The following is a 19776-nucleotide window of genomic DNA, read 5'->3' on the forward strand; positions in this document are numbered from 1 at the left end:
TTTGGATTATATGCGGCAATGAATTTATTTTGTACTTTTTCCCGCCGCAAAAAGTACCAAAAAGTGCAAATAGTTTGTTAATATTTTAAAATATCACAACTATAATTTATTATTATATAATAAAATCGCTTATTATTCAATAATGTAAAAAAGATATTTCTCTAAATTACATTTAGTCTATTAAAGCGTATACATCATTATACCATTTATTTATATAATCTTTTAATTCATCATATTTTATTTTTCCTTCTATAAATGAATCTCTATGCCATGGAGAAATCATATTTAATATTTCATTTATATCATCAGAAAAATTATTAGAGTTAATATTTTTTATTAATGATTCCAATTTATTTTTTAATAGTTCTTTATTTTGTTTTTCTTCTATATATCTAAAATCTTTTAGCTGCTTATTAGAGTTTTTTATATCATCATATATACTTACATTTTTTATTTTCGCTGATTCTTTTGTGAGTGTAAAAAAATCTATATTCTTTGATAAGTCATTAATCAAACTTTCAAAATGAGTTTTATAACTTATAAGCGAAGAGGAAGTGTTTCTCAAACAATCATCAAAACATTTTATTTTATTATCATCATTTAATCTTTTATATTTTTTTGTTTCAAATGTTTTTATTTTACTACTTGTAATAAAATCCAAAGCTATTGCATTTGAATATTTTGAATGGCTCTTATCATCAACATGGCAGAAATCACACCCTGCAAGAAGAATATATTTAGGGTTTAAAAATTCTGCTATTCTTAAAGCAGGCATTATAACGCTTCCTTCCATTGGAAAATAAATACTATCTTTTGTGTTGTATAATATCTTTTCAAGGCTTTCATTGTGCGAGAAAAAAAACTTTCTTTCTTTTTTTATGCTATTTACTGGATATGATGTATGCGTTGTAAATAGCAATATACTCTCTTCTTTAAAAAGGCTTAATATATGTATTAAAGAATAAAACCCTCCGTCTGTAGAAACCACTGCATTGGGTTTTATGTTATTATTAAGAAGTGTGTTTAATGAATGAGATACTGCCAAAACAAAATGAGTTTCTGACAATGTTTTTATTTTTTCAATATAATTATCTATCGAAGCACCAGCAGATACTAAAAGAAGCGGGGTTTCTTTGTTTAGATAATTTTTAAAACTTTCTATAGAATGATTATTACGCATATTATAAATAATGTTTCTTGCCCATATAGGAGCAAAATAATAATTGGATGTAAGAGACATTAATCTCTCTTTTATAATATTTGATAATTGTATTGTAATATTATCATAATAGCTTTTATTTTCTTCGCTAACATTAGAAGCTCTTATATGTCTTATAACAGTGAGTTTTTTAACATTATCTTCTCGAATAAAATTATTAAAAAATAATAAAACATCATTTTCTTCTGACAATATAATTATTCTATTCAAATTTTTTATCTCTATATTTGAAAGTATAAGCTTTAATAGCTCTATATCTTTTTCTATTATTATAGCTTTATTTTTAGCGTTTAATGACAAAAAATAATCTATATGATAAAAAGAAGCAATAGATAAAAATATAGCTATATAATCTGAATTATTATTTTTTATATATTGCTCTATTAATCTTTTAGCTTCTTCTATTGGTGCATAAAGAGAGGTTAAGGCTTTATTTTTATATGATACGCTTATTAAATTATTTTTATTAAACTTTATTTCATAACTATTATTATCATTAACATTTTCAAGTTTTTTTATAGTATTTATATTATATTTACTTAGTGTTAAAGTTTCTATGTTTTTTTTAAATATCATTTTCCGTCTTTATACTCTCTTATAATTCCTCTCACTCTAATAGTAAGCCCATATAATTTTTGCTCTGCTATTATAACATCTAAAGGCACTTGATTATATTTATCTTTAGCTATTAAAGCATCAGTACCATATTTACCATTTTCATATACTCTTACAGTTTTTAATTTACCTCTTTCTAACTTTGTCTTTAATTCTCCGCCATCTTCTATTATGAATCTAATATCTGTTTTTACATTTTTTCCCTCAAGCCAATTAATTTTAAAAGTACCTATGTTTTTATCAACAAACCTCATAAAAAATACTAATGATAAAGCATCAAATGCTAAACCGTCATAAGTAATTTTTTCATCAGTTGTTCTTTTATCATTATAAATAAAATATTTTTCTTTATGATTAAATTTCAATGTTTCATAATTAGTCCAATCACCCTCTTTAGCATCTTTAGTTAATAGTAAAGGAGTGAAATCGTTTGTAGATACCCAAGCCTCAAATACATCGCTTACTTTATAAACAAAATTAGCAGCACCTGTACTATATACATGTGCATATAAATGATATGCAGGAACACCATCTACATTGCTAATTGCTAATACCTTAGCTTCAAGCACTCCTACTTTTCCGCTTATATTAAACTCCGGCACCTGTGCCAAAACATCATATTTAATATACTCTCCAACCTTAAAAGTTTGATTATAGCAAAAAAGTAAATTAGATATTAATATTGTTAGTGTCAAAACATATTTAATCATAAACATTCCTTTTGTTAGGTTTCATAAATTTATTATAAAACAATAAAATAAAAACACAATTATAAAAATATTTTCTTCATTTTTATTATAATTGACTTTTAAGCATATTACAGATATAATAAACCCCATGTATAATGTAATAATAGCCGGTTCTACAGATTTTACATCAGATTGTATCTTGCAATTAATGAAAATGGATAATGTAAATATATCAGCGGTAATCTCTACAATAGATACAAAAAAAGACAGAAAAGGAAATATTATCCCTAACCCTGTAACAGTTACAGCATTAGAAAATAATCTTAATTTGTTAAAGCCAGAAAATATTAACAGCGATGATTTTTATAATACACTTCTTGATTTTAATGCTGATTTTTTTATAGTTATAGCTTATGGGAAGATACTTTCAAAAAGAACATTGTCTATACCCAAAATAATGCCTATGAATATTCACGGCTCACTTCTTCCAATATTGAGAGGGGCAAGCCCTGTTGAGCATGCTCTGCTTTATGGGTTTGTTAAAACAGGCACTACATTACAAAAAATGGACTATAAACTTGATGAAGGCGATGTTATATTGCAAGATGAGTTTGATATAGATAAAAACTGGCAATTTAATGAGCTTTATGAACAAATTAAAAAAAGCGGAGTTTGCATCTTAAAAGAGTTTTTTGATAATGCTGATAAATATATATCTAATCTAAAAAAACAAGACGACAGCAAAGCTACTTATTGTACTAAAATAAAAAAAGAAGACGGAAGGCTATATTTTAATAAAAGTGCTTTAGAGCTTCATAATATGACAAAAGCATTTGTACGCTGGCCTGTTGCTTATTGTTATTACAATGATGTTTCTATAAAGGTTTTTAAAAGCGAATATAAAGAAAGCAACAATAACAGTAGTGATTTCGGTAAAATAGTTCATATTGATAATGAAGGAATACATGTTCAAACATCAGATGGAATATATATTATAAAAGAGCTTCAGAGAGAGGGCAAAAAAAGACAAAGTGTAAAAGAATTTTTATGCGGCAATAAATTAAATATAAATGAATATTTTAATTGATAAAATAAATTGGAGTAATAATTATATCTATGAAAGAGTTATTAAAAAAAATTAAGTTTAAAATTGATAATTTTTACAATGCTTATATAAAGAAGTTTATAAATAAAATACTCCCTAAAGGAATATTAACAGAGGATAAATCTCTTTTGGTAATAAAAAGGCTAATAATTTTTGCTGTATTTTTATTTGTTTTACAGGGAATAATAGTTTCTGTTGTTGTTTTTATAGTTGTAAAAGCTGGAGGAGAATCTTTTGTGCTTCCTGATGTACAAGGTGTAGAAGCATTTGAAGCTTTTAATATATTAGCTAAAGAAGATATGAATTTAAATATACAATCGCATTATTTTAAGGATTATCCATTAGGCACAATAGTAAGTCAAGAACCTAAAGGCGGAATGAGAGTAAAAAGAGGAAGAACAGTTTATTTGGTTGTAAATGTGCCTGAACAAACTTTAATAAAAATGCCAGACCTTACAGGGAAATCTTATGATGAAGCTGTTAGTATAATATCGAATGATATTATTTCAAAAATACCTAGTGTAAAAATACTTCCAAAAGTTGATGATAATAATTCAGATTATAATAATAATGTAGTATTGTCGCAAGTTCCTAATGCTAATGAAGTTATAACAATTAACACAGAAATTGTATTAACAGTTAATAACAAGACAGAATAATATTTTATTATATACCTAAGCAAGTATATTTTACCAGTTTTTATTTTTTATAAATGTATTATCAAGTTTTTGCTGCTACGCATTTAAATCTACTTACTACAGTTGTCATGAAGAACTTCATTAAAGCTGCAAAAGCACATATTTAATTTGTGAAATTTCATATAGAAATTGACAAAATGTAATCGCTTTACTATATTATTTATATAAAAATTATTAATTGCTAAAGAAATTGAGGTGTATTTCCGATTTTAGAATAGACGAGGTGTATTGTGGAAAAACGAAAATGTGAATTTTGTAACAGCAATGAATATCAACCCTATATAAAAACAGATTTAGTAAGTTATAGTAAATGTTCAAACTGCGGACTTATCTTTCAAGACCCTATTATCACTCAAGAGGAAATAGATGCTATATATGATGATAACTATTTTGAATATGAAGTAGCTAATCATGATAATTTCTTTGCCTTGATACAGCTTGCTTTAAAAGACATAGGTTTTGAAAAAATAGAAAATGAACTTCCAAATAAAAATGTGTTAGATATAGGCTGCGCCACTGGTATGACACTTAATTATCTAAAGAGTAAAGGTTATAATACTACAGGTATAGAAATTTGTTCTGCTTCTGCAGAGTATGCAAGAAAATATTATAATTTAAATATTTATGAGAAGCCTCTTATAGAAGTTGGTTTTCCTGATGATTATTTTTCTTTTATACATTTTTCTCATGTTATAGAGCATGTGCCAAATCCTGCTGATACTTTAAAAGAAATATATAGAATACTTGCTAAAGGAGGTTATTTAGCAATTACTACACCAAATGCTGATGGAATGTTCGCTAAAAAATATGGTGCAAATTGGAGGGCGGTTATGCCTCAGCATTTATGGCTATTTTCAAAGCCTGTGCTTTCTAACTATTTAAAAAAAGTTGGATTTAATATAATAAGCGATTTTTCTTGGGGAAGTATACCTATAGAGAAAAATGCTAATAAAATAGTAAAAAAATTTTTTGACAAATTTGTAAAAAAATTTAATAAAGGCGATGTTATGCTTTTCTTATGCAAAAAGTAATTTAATAAAAGGAGACGAAAATGACTAACAGTAATCTTAATATCGATAAAAGTAACTATGAATTTGCCTTTGATGATTCCATTGACATAAGAGAAGTATATGACAAAGTTGTTGATTCTAATAGTGATGATCAAACTTTGTATGATGAGCTTTTAAGATATTATGTTGTACCTGGAGTGCAGATATTAAAATCTATATCAAAAAGAGAGGGAATAAAAGCTGGTAAGAATGTAAAATTTGATAAGATGACAGGAGTATATAGAAGTACAACTTATGGTTATGTGTCTTATAATGGTATAAAGTCCGTATCTATAATTCCTGTAATTAACGTATCTTATAAATGGAGGGGGGTATTAGTGCTTCCTCCGCAAAAGGATGCAAAAAGGCAGCTTACTCTTGAAGAAATACAAATGATGGTTTCTGAGATACCTATCAAACTTATGGTTGATTATGATAAGATTGCTGAGCTTGTAGAACGTAATATAAAAAATAATGAGGGAGTTTGCTGTGTATTTGTTGAAGGAAGAAAGCCTGTTGATGGCAATGTTCAGAAAGTTGTTTTAGATTATGATTTATCTATAGGAACAGGTAAGAAATCAGAAGATGGTTCTATTGATTTTAAAGAAAGAAGTTTTGTACATAATATAGATGCTAATGTTCAAATAGCACATTTTATTCCAGAGAAGCCTGCTGTTGATGGACTTGATATATATAATGAAGTTATGAGTGCCAATTTTGATGAGGATACTTGCTATAAGATTGGAAATAATCTTAAAGTTGATGATGACGGCATTACTATACGAAGTGCCATTAGAGGCATACTCGTAAACAGCAGCAATAACACTTTATCGGTTAGTGATACTGTTGAGATAGATAAGGTTGATTTATCTACTGGTAATATAGAAGTTGATGGTTCTGTTATTATTAAAGAAAATGTTACTCCGGGTTTTAGCATAAAAACAGAGGGTAATATAGAAGTTTACGGCAATATAGAAGATGCTAAAATAGATTGCGGAGGAAATTTGATTGTTTCCGGCGGAATTATAGGAGGACCTGACAGCGACATAAATATAAAAGGAAAAATTTACTCATCTTTTATTAGAAATGCTAAGATTATGTGTAAAGATGATGTTATAAGTCAGCAGATAGTTAATTCAGATATATCAACAAGCAATAGAGTAATAGCATTAGAAGGCAAAGGCGTTATAATTGGAGGCTCCATCAAGGCAATGAATGGCGTTTGGGCCAAGAGTATTGGTGCTATAAGTGAGTCAAAAACTACTATAATGGTTGGAAGAGACCCTGAGGCTGATGCTTTATTTAAAGAAATCACAAACACTCTAAAAACTAATAAAGAAGAAATTAATAAAATTAAATCTTTACTCGGTTCTGAATATTTTAGAGACCCTAAATCATTTATTGCAAGAATAGCTCCAGATAAAAGAGATACCATAAAAGGAATATTAAAAAGAATTACCGATATCATAAAAGAAACTAAAGATTTAGAACAAAAAAGAAATGAAATGGCTGAAGAGTTTGAAAGATTATCCGCCAGCAGTATAACTTCTATGGAAGGTTTCTTCCCAGGTGTGACTATATATATATCTAACATAAGAAAATATATTACAAATAAAATATCAGGTACAGAATATTTTTATTCTAAAGAAAAGAGAGATATTTCTGAAAAAGCTCCAAAACATTTAGATGAAGCAGAATATATGAGACAAGATAACTAATATATGTTTTTCATCATTTACAATTTTATTTGTTTTGTTTATAATATTTATTATTACAATTATTAGGGATAATATTATATGAAAATAAAAGATATTGTCAAAGCGAGAGTATTAGTAATCGGCGATTTAATGTTAGACAGATTTACTTATGGTGATGTTATGAGAATATCTCCAGAGGCACCTGTACCTGTTTTGCATGTTAATCATGAAGAAAATTATTTAGGCGGAGCTGGAAATGTAGCGAGAAATATTGCTTCATTATTAAATATGGAAGGAAGAGGCGATATAGGAATCATTGGTGTTATAGGAAATGATAAATCTGCTGAAACAATTATAGAAAGTATGCATAATTGGAATATATCTAATGAAGGCATAATAGTAGATAATAATAGAACAACTATAACAAAAACAAGAATAGTTGCAGGAACTCAGCAAATAGTGAGAATAGATGAAGAAAATGTTGAGCCATATTCAAGCGACATTTATAAAAAAATAGAAAAATCTTTTTTAGATAGATTAAAAGAATATAATGTTGTTATTATAAGCGACTATGCTAAAGGCGTTATTACTAAAGAAATAGCTAAAAAGATAATAGACATTTGCAATAAAAACAATATACAAGTATTGGTTGATCCTGCTATAAAACATTTTTCTTATTATAAAAAAGCCACTTTAATGACTCCAAACCTAAAAGAGGCTATAGAAGGCTCTAACAGTAAAATACCTTTTTATAATTTCAATACAGATTCTATAAATAAATTAGGTAATGATATAGTGAAAAAATTAGGCTTATCAAAGCTTATGATTACACTCGGTGCTAATGGTATGGCATTGTTTGATAAAGATATACAAACATTTAAAGATGAAGTTTATATAATACCTACTAAGGCAAAAAGTGTGTTTGATGTTTCTGGGGCTGGAGATACTGTTATATCGGTGCTTGGTATGTGTCTTTCTATTGGCTTTTCTTTTAAAGAGGCTTCTGAAATTGCTAATACAGCTGCTGGTGTTGTTGTTGGAAAGAGAGGAACTTCTACTTTAACTTTAGATGAGCTTATTAAGGCTTTATGAGGATTATATTTATTTATGAAAAAAATAATTTTTCTAATGATTGTTTTATTTATATCAATATTAGCATGCTTACCTAAGCCTCCTATCGCTCCTGCAAAAACTGTTACGGAGCTTACACTTGGCAAAGATATTTATGTTTATAAAAATGAAATAGTAGATTTAAATAGTCCAAAAATATATGAGGTTAATGGAGAGTATTATTTTGGAGATTTTTATTATATTAAAGATAATACTGTTTATGCTATAGATGTTTCTAATTCTAAAATGGTTATAGCTAATGGAAGTAATATTAATTCTTTTAATTTAGAATATAAGAGTCTTGAAACTTCTAAAATATCTTTTATAGATAACAGCAGCAACATATATATAACAGGATACAACTTAGCATATATTGGAGATATTACAATTACAAACGTATTAATGTCTCTTCCTTCAGAAGGTCCGTCTGTTGAAGGCAATGATGTACCTGATATAAAAACTTACATCATACAGGTAACTAACACCAATTACACAAAAGTAGGACTCGTATCTTTAAACAAAATATCTCCAGAAGGAAAAACACTATATAGCATATCTTCTATAATTGACAATGAATATGAAAAGGTTATAAAGCTAATTTATTTAAAAGATGATAAATTTGCTGTATTAAAAAGAGATGATAAAAGAATGCCTATATTAGATGTATACAATATTAATACAGGTGCAAAAGAAAATAGATATATTTTAGACAGTGTAGAAACTACTGATGAAGCTACTATGTCTTATAGAGAAATAGTTGACTGTAAATATGTAGCAGAAAAAGAAGTTTTAGCAATTCTTACTATGAGTATAGAAAACGGCAAACATAAAGAAGATATAATATTCACATCATCTCTTGATAATTTTTCTTTAAAAGAAACCTATAAACTCCCATCAAGAGATAATGCTCTTGCTGTTGGAATGTCTGACACAGGCAGGGTTATATATACGGGTATGGATAATGGGCTTTATTTTATAATAAAAACTAATCCATTTGTATCGCAAAACTTCAGCAAAGAATATTTGGGCACTGATGATTTTAATAAATTAAGAGGAATTAATATGTTTAATGACTCTATTTATGGATTTTTATTTGAAGATGGCAAAATAAAATTCAATAATTTTTAAATATTATTGAACTTTTGGAAGCTGGCCGTCTGTTATGTTATTATCTGTATTATATATGTTTAAATTCATATAATCATTATAAAAAGTAAAAGTATAATTTTTTCCATCTTTTTTTGCACTATATGAATTATCATTTACTTTAGTTAATTCTTCTTTTGTTATATCTACATTTTTATCATAAATATTTCCGCCTTCCAGTAACACATTAATTGAACTATTTTCATCTACTTTTACTGTAGCTGTGTTAACAATTAATTGTCTTTCTGAAGCAGGTGTTGTATTAACACTTCCTCTGTATGTACCTTTATATTTTGATATATCTTCAACAGAGTTTTTATTTGCACAAGAATATAAAAGAATAGATAGTATAATTAAAAGTTTTACTATATTTCTCATAAATAATATTATACCTCATTTAGAAAAATATTTTTTTATTATTTATTTTTAAATTTATAAAAAGTAAATTGTTTTTTTACCGTTTATCATATACTATAATAAAAAATTTTTAAAGAGTGAAAATATGATTGAAAATAATAACAAAAATAATATATTAGCTATTGTATCTTTAGTTTTATTAAGTTTTGCTTTAGGTACTTGTGAGTTTATAGTTATAGGGGTTTTAACTGATATAGCTGAAAGCTTTAATGTTAGTGAAGTTATTGCGGGAGGATTAATCTCAATGTTTGCTTTAGCTTATTCTATATGTACTCCTTTTTCTGCTGCTATTGCGGGTAAGTTTAACAGATTTAATTTTATAATATTTACAAGCATAATATTTATTATAGGGAATTTTTTATGTTCTTTGGCTTTTAATTATAATTTTTTAATGATAATAAGAATATTTTTAGCAATTATTTCGGGAGCCTTAATTTCTGTGTCAATATCTTTTACACCCTATATTGCTACTAAAGAAAAAAGACCCATGGTTGTAGCTTGGATTTATTCTGGTTTTAGTATAGCTTCTATTTTTGGGGTTCCAATAGGCACTACTATAAGTTATAATTTTGGATGGAGGGGTTCTTTTATTTTTATATCTGTTTTTAGCATATTGATGCTTATAATGATGATTATTTCTTTACCAAAAAATACTCCTCAGTATAAAATAAAATTATTACATCAATTTGTTATTTTTAAAGATATTAGATTTATATTAAGCACATTGACAATTCTTTTCGGTGCTGCTTCTTCTTATGTATTTTATACTTATTTGAAACCTATATTATTAAACTATGTTCATATAGATAATCAGTATATTAGCATTGCATTATTAATTTTTGGTATAACTGTGCTTTTTAGCAACTTACTTTCTGGAAAATTAGCAGAGCATAATGGAGTTTATAATTTGAGATTTATATTTATACTTCAGTTTATATGTATGATTGTTTTGCCATTTGCTTTTAATAATTATATAACTTCTGCTATAGTAATATTATTAATAGGTTTTTTAATGTATTTAATGAACTCTCCTGTACAATTAAATATTTTAGATTTTACAGAGAGAGAGTATCCTTCTTGTATTACTTTAGCTTCCTCAAATAATTCTTTTTCATTTAATTTTGGAATAGCTTTAGGTTCATTTGTTGGAAGCAGTATATTTGACAGTTTTGGTCTTAAATGGGTAGGTTTTGGAGGAGCTGTATTATCTGTATTAGCTTTCATTAACATTGTAATGTTGAATAAGTTTAATAGACAATAATTTTATTATTAATTTATATTATTAATATTTATAAGGGTGTTAAGGTTATGAGGAATTTATTAAAAACAATTTTTATAATTTTTATTTTTGTAGGCTGTGCAAATGACAATACTTCAGTGAATAATATTGTTAAATATAAAGGTACATATACAGGAAATAATATTACATATAATGGAAGTGCTATGGGGGATGTTGCTACAATTATAATAGTAGAAGATAGCGGAAAGGTTACTCTTGAAATAAAATTATCTAATCAAACGGTTAGTTTTTATGCAGATGCTGATTTAATTAAAGAATTATCAAGTACGAAGTTTGAAGTTAATAGTTCAGGTCAATACTTATTATTAGATTTTTCAAATGGACTTTATTTTATATTTAATCAAGGTTCAGGTAATTATTCTGGAAATTTAACTAAACAATAATTTTTATAAATAAAAATATTGATAATTAATTTTTATTATAAATTATTATATCAAGGGAATTATTTATGGGAAAATTATTAAAAATATTTTTTGTAGTTTTTCTTTTGATAGCATGCAGAAAAAATAATACTTCTTATTTAAGTGAGCTTGTTAATTATAAAGGCAGGTATTTAGGAGATAAAGTTATATTTAACAGCTTTTATGTAGATGCTATTGTTAGCATAGATATTAATGATAATGGAGATGTTACAGTTGATATAACATTAAATAATGAAAATATTTATTTTTATACAGATTCTAATTATATGACAAAATTATCAGATAAAAAATATGAGATTCAAAGAGATAATTATTATATTTTTTTAGATTTTTCAAATGGTATTTATTTTGTATATAAAGAGATAGGGAAAGAAGTTTCTGGAAATTTAATTAAACAATAATTTAGTTAGTTCTAATAAAAATATTGACAATTTATTATTTTTATTTTAATGTTAACATAATCTATAAATAGGATAAAAAGATGAAAAGATTATTTGCAGTATTATTCTGTATTTTTATTTTAGCTTGTTCTAATGACGTAAACAATAACGAGGTTATAAAGGTGAGTGTTGGGGCAGAGCCTCAGAGTATAGACCCATCATATTTATCTGCAATTGACAGTATGATTTATGCTGTGCATGTATTTGAAGGATTAGTTACAAAAGACAAAGAAGGCAATATTGTAGGCGGAGTTGCTGAGAGTTGGGAAGTTTCTCCTGATGGATTAAATATTATATTTCATTTAAGAGATAATGCTAAATGGTCTGACGGGAAAAAAATTACTGCAGATGAATTTGTATATTCTTTTAGAAGATTGGTTGATCCTAATACAGCTTCTTCTTATGGTTTTTTAGCTTCACCAATTAAAAACGCTGATAAAATAATGGCTGGCAAACTTAGAAAGGAGCAATTAGGAATTGAGGCTATAGATGAAAAAACTTTATTAATAAAATTTGAAGCTCCAACTGCATATTTTTTAGAATTATTTTGTATACCTATATTTTCACCATTAAGAGCGGACTATATTGAAGATAATGAGAAATGGACATTTTATCCAAACACGTATATAGGAAATGGTCCTTATAAGATGATAGAAAGAAAAACAGATGAATTAATATCATTAGAATTAAACACAAATTATTGGAATAAAGATAACATAGTTGCAAATAGAATAGATTTTGTAATGCTTTCAGATATATCAACAGCATACGCAGCGTTAAAAGAAGGCTCATTACATTACTCCTCAAGAATACAAAACAATGATATAGAACTTTTAAGAAAAGAAGGATATTTAGTTATAACACCATCCTTGGGTACTGCTTATTATGCTTTAAATAATACAAATGAAGTTTTAAAAGACAAAAGAGTTCGCAAAGCATTAGCATTAGCAATAGATAGAAATTATATAGTAGAAAATATCACCAAAGGAGGAGAAGTTCCTGCTGCAGCGTTTATTCCATTTGGTCTTAAAGATGTAAATGGAGATTTTAGAGAGAATGGCGGAAATTATTTTAGCGTATCAAAAGAGGATTATGAGTCAAATGTTAAAGAGGCAAAAAGACTTCTCGCTGAAGCTGGATACAGCAACGGAGCTAATTTTCCTGTTTTGGAGTTTAAAACAAATCCAGGTGCTGGAGTTACTATAGCTGAAGCGGTGCAGCAGATGTGGAAAGAAAATTTAAATATAGATATGTCTATCACTCAAGAAGAATGGTCAGTTTTTCAAAAAAATAGACAAACAAGAAATTATACAGTATGCCGTGCAGATTGGATTGGAGATTATTTAGACCCTATGACTTTTGCTCAACTATTTACTTCAGCAAGTGCAGGCAACAGAGTAGGCTACAGCAATATTAATTATGACAGCCTCATAAAAGAAGCACAATCTACTATAGATAATAATAAAAGAATGAACAACATGCACATAGCAGAGGATATGCTTATAGGCGATGATATGGCTTTGATACCTTTATATTATTATACAGCACCTTCTATGAAAAGCCCTAAATTGCAAGATGTTGTGGTTGATACTTTAGAGATAAGAAGATTTTTCTACTCTTATTTGAAATAATGATAATTTTGTTATAAATGCATTTGTTTAAGTATAAAATAAATGCATTTATAATTTTTTATATACGTTACGCATATAAATGTAATTAATTCCACCCATACCTAAAGGTACTTCTTTCAGTCGCAGGCACTTCCTTCGGTTGCTGTTCGGACTTCCTCAAAGAACCAAAAAGACTGCATTTTTAACCTAAATTTAGGTATCTTAATATATTTAATACATATTTTTTAAATATAAAGTTATAGTATTTGCGTTTTTTGCAACTTTTTTGTGCGGCAAAAAAGCTGATAATATTTTCATAATGTGTAGTGGTTAACAATTTAAAATTGTTTAGGTATATACTATTTAATCTTTTGGTATATGCACTCAAATGTATCGCCAAGATTAAATTTTTGTGCGAGTTTTTTATATAGTTTTTCAGATACTTTTGAATTCTTAAAAAGCTTAAAAACATCAGTAAATCTATTATAATAAACACTTTGATTTTCTAAACTAATTCTTTTAAGAGAATACTTTGAAAAAAACATGTCCAAAGATTTAGGATTAGCTTCAAATGCATGGTCACTTGGAACTATAGAATAATAATTTTTATTAAATCTTCCGCTAACCCCATAACCATTCGGCATAGCTAAAGCAAATATACCATCATCTTTTAAGGAATATAAAATACTTTCAAAAATTTTATCAAAATTATAAATATGCTCCACAACATACCAAGCCGTAATTATATCATACTCTTTTTCTTTATAATTAAAATCAAGTAAAGAACAGTTATGCACATTTAAGTTTAAAGTATTAACACAGTAGTTTGAAGCATACTCACTTATCTCTATACCCTCAGTAATATATCCATAATTAGAAGCCTCTTTAAGAAAAAAACCCATAGCACTCCCAATATCTAAAATCTTTCCGCTTGGTTTTATTTTTTTTATCTTTTCTATTCTTCTCTTTGCTAATCGGCTTAAATTTTCAACATCTTCCTCATAAGTTTTTCCGTATTGTTTTTTATAATCTTCTACAAAATATTTTGATGAATAATCTGTAAAAGGAGATAAAAAATATTTTCTAAATAAAGTATTGCAATGACCACATTTATATAAATTAGATTCCAAATTTCTGTTTTTTCTCTCTATATTAGAGCTCTTACAAAATGGGCATTTTATATCTTTAAAATCTTTCATATTAGAAAAAATAGTCTTTAACCTTTCTATAGATTCATCAGTATTTATTTGCTCAGCATTCTCTATCAAACTATTTTGTTTTTCTTTATCATTTATAAAAGTTTCTATTTTCTTTATGCTGTCTTCAACATCAGCATTTTCAAAAAATCCCAAATTAAAAAATATATCATCACATTTATTAGCCAATTCATCATGATACTTAGTAGGTGAAAAAAGTATAGTAGGAATCTTTGACTCTATACATTCAAAAGCAGTAAGTCCAAAATATGTTATAACCGCAGAATATGAATTAGCAAATATATCCTTTGAAAAGTCAATATACTCTATATTAGAAAATTCACTTTCTCTTTTAAAATCTATTATTACAAATTTCTTATAAGTTATTTTTGATATTATTTGAATAGCTTTATCTTTTATTTCTTTATTAAATCCCAAGTAAACAAGTATGGGACCCTCTTCATTATATGTAGGTTTTATAGAATTATTTAATATTGTAGTAATAAATGGCTTAATATTTACCTCTTTAGAGCTATCCAAATTTGGAAGCATCTCTATTACAATATCAGCTAACCTCCTCTCACTTCCAACACTATCTACTATGATAACAGATGATATTTTTTTTAAATAGCTTATATATTTCTCTTCAACTTCCCTCGAATCAACAATTATAATGTATGGATTTATTTCCGCTATTTTATTAAACTCAATAGTTTTTATATCAATTCTTTTATATAGTTCACTATCATCATTTATAGAAGAAAAAGTAAAATCATATATGTCAGATAATCTATTAGCAATTAGATTCATTCGAGTAAAATGTCCATAGCCATATATACCATTAATATCTGTTATTATGCATATACTTTTTTTTATTTCATTTACCATACATACTCTTTTTTATCAAAATTATAAAAATAATACAAAATTATACAACAAAAACTTATAATTACAAATAATATAATTATTATAAAATTAATTTCTAAATATAAAAAAATATATATTTTTTATAGCATATTATTTTTTATCTTTTCTTCAGCATTTTTAAAATATCTATCATAAGCTTTTTTACAATAATTCTCATGCTTACTCTTTTGGTTTTGTGGAGGGTTATCAAATTTATAAGGCCCATTTACTTTCCAAGCTGTTAGAATACCTATATTAATTGCATTTACTGGGCATCTAAAAGCACAGCTTGCACACATAACACATTTATTTTTAAATTTAATATCTCCGTTATCATCATTATAAATATTATTAACAGGGCATTTTTTTACACATAAATTGCAATGAGTGCATATATTTTTTACCTTAAAAAGATTACCGTTAATTTTCATAGCAGGGTGTTCTATTCTAAATAGAAAAGCAATAAATCTTCCAAATGGAAATTTTTTTAGAAATACTTTTTTATCTTCTAATATCTCTTTTAAATCTATAGCGCACAATTTTTTAGCAGTATTCCACATCTTTGCAGCCATCTCATCAGTATGTCTAAACACCAAATTATAAGGCATTACATAATGATACTCATTTGTAAGAATATATCCTTTTTTATTTAATCTAACCATTATAGGTTCTGATGATATATTATTTATTGATAATGGCTCTCCTGAGGTTTTTAGTATAAATATTTTTTTATCTTCTGTTTTTGGAAATAATTTGATTAAATCAAAAATTGGATATGGCGCATTAAAACCATGTATGGGGTACGCTAATCCTACATAATTATATTCATTTGGATTAGGCAAATTACAAAAATTATCCGTAACTCTATATAATGTTATATTTATATTATTTTCTTCAAAATGTTTTTTGTATTCATTTACAACTTTCTCTGTATTACCTGTACCAGAAAAATAATATATAACCGCATTTTTATTCATATAATAACAACCACCTTTAGATAGTTTTTTAACTTCATAATTATAACAAAAAAAAATAATATTTAAAGTTTCATTATTATGTAAATATATCATTATAAGCTTGACTTTTATATATAAAAAGTTACAATGCTAACATATATTAGGATATACTTTATATTATGAATTTTAAATTAGTTTTTATAGTACTTATTAGTTCAGTTTTAATTTCTTGCTACAGTCCTTTTTATATTATTGATACCGATGGCTTTGCAGTATATAGAGCCTCTTCATCTGGCAACGGTTTATCATCAGATTTTATAAAGGCAAATATTGTTAAAGAAACAGAAAATTTAATTGTATTTGTAGAAAATGGTAATAAATATGATTCTAATAATTTAGACTTAATATGTACAGAATTTGAAAAATATTATAATAAAGAAAAATCAATTTACGGTAATCACACAGATGTTGATAACAATGGTAAAATTATTATTTTATTTTTAGATTTAAATCCAAACTATAATAGCGGTTCTAAGCTTAATGGATATTTTAATCCTGCAGATTTAATAAATGGGTATGGCAATAATGCAGATATGCTCTATATGGATTTGGGAGGACTTAATAATTATCCAGAGTATATGGCTGGTACAATATTACATGAATTACAACATTTAATAAACTATTATGTAAATGTAATAAAAAAAGGAAGTGAAATGGAAGTATGGCTTAATGAGGCTTTATCAGAATCTACTTCTATTTTATTTAATAAAAGTACCGTTAATAGCAGAAATAATGAATTTAACAATATTAATTATTATTGTTTTTACACTTGGGATTTGCCAATAAATATATTTGCTAATTATCCTTCAGCTTCTGTTTTTATGAACTGGCTTTATATTAAAAATAATTATAATGAGGAAATATTTAAAATCATTGCATCTTCAAAAGAAAATAATGCATATAGAAAAATTTTATCTATATCATCATTAATTTCTTCTACATGGGATGATTTGCTGCTTCAATGGATAGAAGACATTGACAATAGAATTGTGCCTGGAGTTAAAATTAACAAAATTAACAATAATGCCAATTCATCTATACCTTTATATCCCGGTGCTTTATTAGTTTATAATTTAGTAAATGGCAGTACTATTGATTCTACTAATCCACTTCTAAAAACTAAACAAAATAATAACTCTATGATATTATTAAATAGCGACACATATATAGGGAATAATCCTACTTCTATAAATGTTAAATTAAATTATAATAATTCTATTTTAATGAGCAGAAAATTATCAGCACAACAAACTAATTCTTATTTGGAAGTAATAAGTAATACTAAACCTAAATATATAAATATACTATTGAAATAGGCTAATAAATATTTTTTCATATAAAAAAAGGAGCTATATTGATATAAAGCTCCTTTTTTATTATCTGACATTTATTAATAACTTATAGTATCGCCTCTTTCATGAACCTCTAAGAATCTAAGAAGCTCAGCTTTTACCTCTTCAGCAGTAGATAATGTGAGAACCCTTTTAGCAAGCATAGCACATTCTTTTTTATCCAAAGAAATAATCATTTTCTTAACTTCAGGTACAGATATAGCTGACATAGAAAATACATCAAGCCCTAATCCAAATAGCAAAGGCACAGCAAGTAAATCACCAGCAAGCTCTCCGCACATTGATATAATAATACCATTAGCATGAGCACCATCTATAGCCATTTTAATAGCAATAAGCACAGAAGGATTATAAGGGTCACATATAGAAGCAATTTTTTCATTACCTCTATCAGAAGCTAAAGTATATTGAGTTAAGTCATTTGTACCTATAGAGAAGAAATCAGATTCTCTCGCAAAAGCTTCAGCTCTAAATACAACAGAAGGAGTCTCTATCATCATTCCTAACTCTAAAGCTTCATTGAATGCTATATTTTCTTTCATAAGTTCTAACTTACATTCATTGAATATATTTTTAGCCTTTCTCAATTCTTCTATAGATACAATCATAGGAAGCATAACTTTTATTTTACCAAAAGCAGAAGCTCTAAGTAAAGCTCTAAATTGAGTCTTTATAATAGCAGGTTTATCTAAACAAATCCTTAAAGCTCTCCAACCTAAAGCAGGGTTTTCTTCTTTCGGCATCTCCAAATAAGGCAAATATTTATCTCCGCCAATATCCATAGTTCTTATCGTAACAGTATGACCGCTCATAGCCTCAGCAACTTCTTTGTATGCTTTGAATTGTTCATCTTCTGTAGGAAAATTAGTGTTTTCCATAAAAAGAAATTCTGTTCTATAAAGTCCTATGCCATCAGCACCATTTTTTAATACACCGCCTAAATCTGCAGGAGAACCAATATTAGCATAAACTCTTATTTTTGTTCCGTCTTTAGATATAGCATCTCTGTGAGCATATTCTTTTAATAAAGCCCTTTTCTTATCAAATTCCTCTTTTAACTTTTCGCACTCTTCTATTGACTTTTCAGTTGGCTCTATAATTACTCCGCCAGTATTACCATTTAATATAATAATATCTTCATTTTTTATGTCTTTTATTATTTCACCAATACCCACAACGGCAGGAATCTCTAAAGATCTTGCCATAATTGAAGTATGAGAAGTACGGCCGCCTATTTCTGTAATAAAACCTAATGTATTATCTAAATCTAAATTAGCAGTGTCTGACGGAGTTAAATCTCTTGCTACAACTATTGAATCTTTTGGCAAAGTAGATAAATCTAAAATTTTCTCGCCTCTAATATTTCTTATCCATCTTTCTGCTATATCGGTTAAATCATTGGCTCTTTCTCTTAAGTATTCATCTTCAACTTCAGATAAAATTTGTTTGTATACTTCTATACCTTTTGATAAAGCATAGTCGGCAGCAACTTTATCATCTGTAATAATACCATTAACTTCTTCTAATAAATCCTCATCCTCAAGCAAAGTAATATGTGCATCAAATATACTAGCCTTCTCTGCAGAAACTTTCTTTAATGCTATTTCCCTTATCTTTTCAAGCTGCTCTTTAGTTTTATTTCTAGCCTCAAGGAGTTTGATTTTTTCTTTCTCTGGATCTTTACATGGACACTTATTAAGTTCTATTTTTTTAGGGTTAAATATATAAATTTTCCCTATCGCTATACCGGGAGATACCCCAATACCAGTTATTCTTTTTTCCATAAATT

The 19776-nt window shown here is 26.9% G+C and carries 17 protein-coding genes; 11 read left to right on the forward strand and 6 right to left on the reverse strand.

Features of this window, described 5'->3' with window-relative positions:
• Positions 1-172: 172 nt before the first annotated feature.
• Positions 173-1795, reverse strand: coding sequence for a motility associated factor glycosyltransferase family protein (locus R4I97_RS01800; RefSeq protein WP_335783427.1), 1623 nt, complete (start codon positions 1793-1795; stop codon positions 173-175).
• The gene (locus R4I97_RS01805; RefSeq protein ID WP_335783428.1) at positions 1792-2544 is read right to left on the reverse strand and encodes a DUF3108 domain-containing protein; all 753 of its coding nucleotides are present in this window, start codon (positions 2542-2544) and stop codon (positions 1792-1794) included. The genes R4I97_RS01800 and R4I97_RS01805 overlap by 4 nt, the downstream gene beginning before the upstream one ends.
• A 127-nt stretch (positions 2545-2671) precedes the next feature.
• Between R4I97_RS01805 and fmt the strand changes: the two genes are divergently transcribed.
• The 6 genes from fmt to R4I97_RS01835 all read left to right on the forward strand — a co-directional run bounded on the left by fmt (position 2672) and on the right by R4I97_RS01835 (position 9310).
• Positions 2672-3610: a methionyl-tRNA formyltransferase gene (gene fmt / locus R4I97_RS01810; protein WP_335783429.1), complete on the forward strand. Its 939-nt coding sequence runs from the start codon at positions 2672-2674 to the stop codon at positions 3608-3610.
• Positions 3611-3639: 29 nt separating this feature from the next.
• Positions 3640-4287: a PASTA domain-containing protein gene (locus R4I97_RS01815; RefSeq protein WP_335783430.1), complete on the forward strand. Its 648-nt coding sequence runs from the start codon at positions 3640-3642 to the stop codon at positions 4285-4287.
• Between the two features lie 269 nt (positions 4288-4556).
• On the forward strand, positions 4557-5357 hold the full coding sequence (locus R4I97_RS01820) for a class I SAM-dependent methyltransferase (RefSeq protein ID WP_335783431.1): 801 nt from the start codon (positions 4557-4559) through the stop codon (positions 5355-5357).
• A gap of 20 nt (positions 5358-5377) precedes the next feature.
• Positions 5378-7093: a FapA family protein gene (locus R4I97_RS01825; RefSeq protein ID WP_335783432.1), complete on the forward strand. Its 1716-nt coding sequence runs from the start codon at positions 5378-5380 to the stop codon at positions 7091-7093.
• A gap of 78 nt (positions 7094-7171) precedes the next feature.
• Positions 7172-8164 (forward strand): D-glycero-beta-D-manno-heptose-7-phosphate kinase, encoded by a 993-nt coding sequence (rfaE1, locus tag R4I97_RS01830; protein WP_335783433.1) that lies wholly within the window; start codon positions 7172-7174, stop codon positions 8162-8164.
• Between the two features lie 15 nt (positions 8165-8179).
• Positions 8180-9310 (forward strand): hypothetical protein, encoded by a 1131-nt coding sequence (locus R4I97_RS01835; RefSeq protein ID WP_335783434.1) that lies wholly within the window; start codon positions 8180-8182, stop codon positions 9308-9310.
• Between the two features lie 3 nt (positions 9311-9313).
• On the opposite strand, the gene R4I97_RS01840 is transcribed toward R4I97_RS01835, so the two are convergent.
• The gene (locus R4I97_RS01840) at positions 9314-9706 is read right to left on the reverse strand and encodes a hypothetical protein (RefSeq protein ID WP_335783435.1); all 393 of its coding nucleotides are present in this window, start codon (positions 9704-9706) and stop codon (positions 9314-9316) included.
• A 127-nt stretch (positions 9707-9833) separates the two neighbouring features.
• Between R4I97_RS01840 and R4I97_RS01845 the strand changes: the two genes are divergently transcribed.
• The 4 genes from R4I97_RS01845 (at position 9834) to R4I97_RS01860 (ending at position 13538) form a co-directional block, all read left to right on the forward strand.
• Positions 9834-11006, forward strand: a complete 1173-nt coding sequence (locus R4I97_RS01845) for an MFS transporter (RefSeq protein ID WP_335784049.1) — start codon at positions 9834-9836, stop codon at positions 11004-11006.
• Between the two features lie 47 nt (positions 11007-11053).
• The gene (locus R4I97_RS01850; RefSeq protein ID WP_335783436.1) at positions 11054-11428 is read left to right on the forward strand and encodes a hypothetical protein; all 375 of its coding nucleotides are present in this window, start codon (positions 11054-11056) and stop codon (positions 11426-11428) included.
• 65 nt (positions 11429-11493) lie between these two features.
• The gene (locus R4I97_RS01855; protein ID WP_335783437.1) at positions 11494-11868 is read left to right on the forward strand and encodes a hypothetical protein; all 375 of its coding nucleotides are present in this window, start codon (positions 11494-11496) and stop codon (positions 11866-11868) included.
• 80 nt (positions 11869-11948) lie between these two features.
• On the forward strand, positions 11949-13538 hold the full coding sequence (locus R4I97_RS01860; protein WP_335783438.1) for a peptide ABC transporter substrate-binding protein: 1590 nt from the start codon (positions 11949-11951) through the stop codon (positions 13536-13538).
• Between the two features lie 338 nt (positions 13539-13876).
• Here the strand turns inward: R4I97_RS01860 and R4I97_RS01865 are convergent, their stop codons facing one another.
• Both R4I97_RS01865 and R4I97_RS01870 read right to left on the reverse strand, forming a co-directional pair.
• Entirely contained in the window at positions 13877-15601 is a 1725-nt protein-coding gene (locus R4I97_RS01865; RefSeq protein WP_335783439.1) for a class I SAM-dependent methyltransferase, read from the reverse strand.
• A gap of 119 nt (positions 15602-15720) precedes the next feature.
• Positions 15721-16596 (reverse strand): EFR1 family ferrodoxin, encoded by an 876-nt coding sequence (locus R4I97_RS01870; protein WP_335783440.1) that lies wholly within the window; start codon positions 16594-16596, stop codon positions 15721-15723.
• A gap of 158 nt (positions 16597-16754) precedes the next feature.
• On the opposite strand from R4I97_RS01870, the gene R4I97_RS01875 reads away from it, so the two are divergent.
• Positions 16755-17951 (forward strand): peptidase M30, encoded by a 1197-nt coding sequence (locus tag R4I97_RS01875; protein WP_335783441.1) that lies wholly within the window; start codon positions 16755-16757, stop codon positions 17949-17951.
• A gap of 74 nt (positions 17952-18025) precedes the next feature.
• Here the strand turns inward: R4I97_RS01875 and ptsP are convergent, their stop codons facing one another.
• Positions 18026-19771 (reverse strand): phosphoenolpyruvate--protein phosphotransferase, encoded by a 1746-nt coding sequence (gene ptsP, locus R4I97_RS01880; protein ID WP_335783442.1) that lies wholly within the window; start codon positions 19769-19771, stop codon positions 18026-18028.
• Between the last annotated feature and the right edge of the window lie 5 nt (positions 19772-19776).

The sequence above is a fragment of the Brachyspira pilosicoli genome (assembly GCF_036997485.1).
Taxonomy (GTDB): domain Bacteria; phylum Spirochaetota; class Brachyspiria; order Brachyspirales; family Brachyspiraceae; genus Brachyspira; species Brachyspira pilosicoli_C.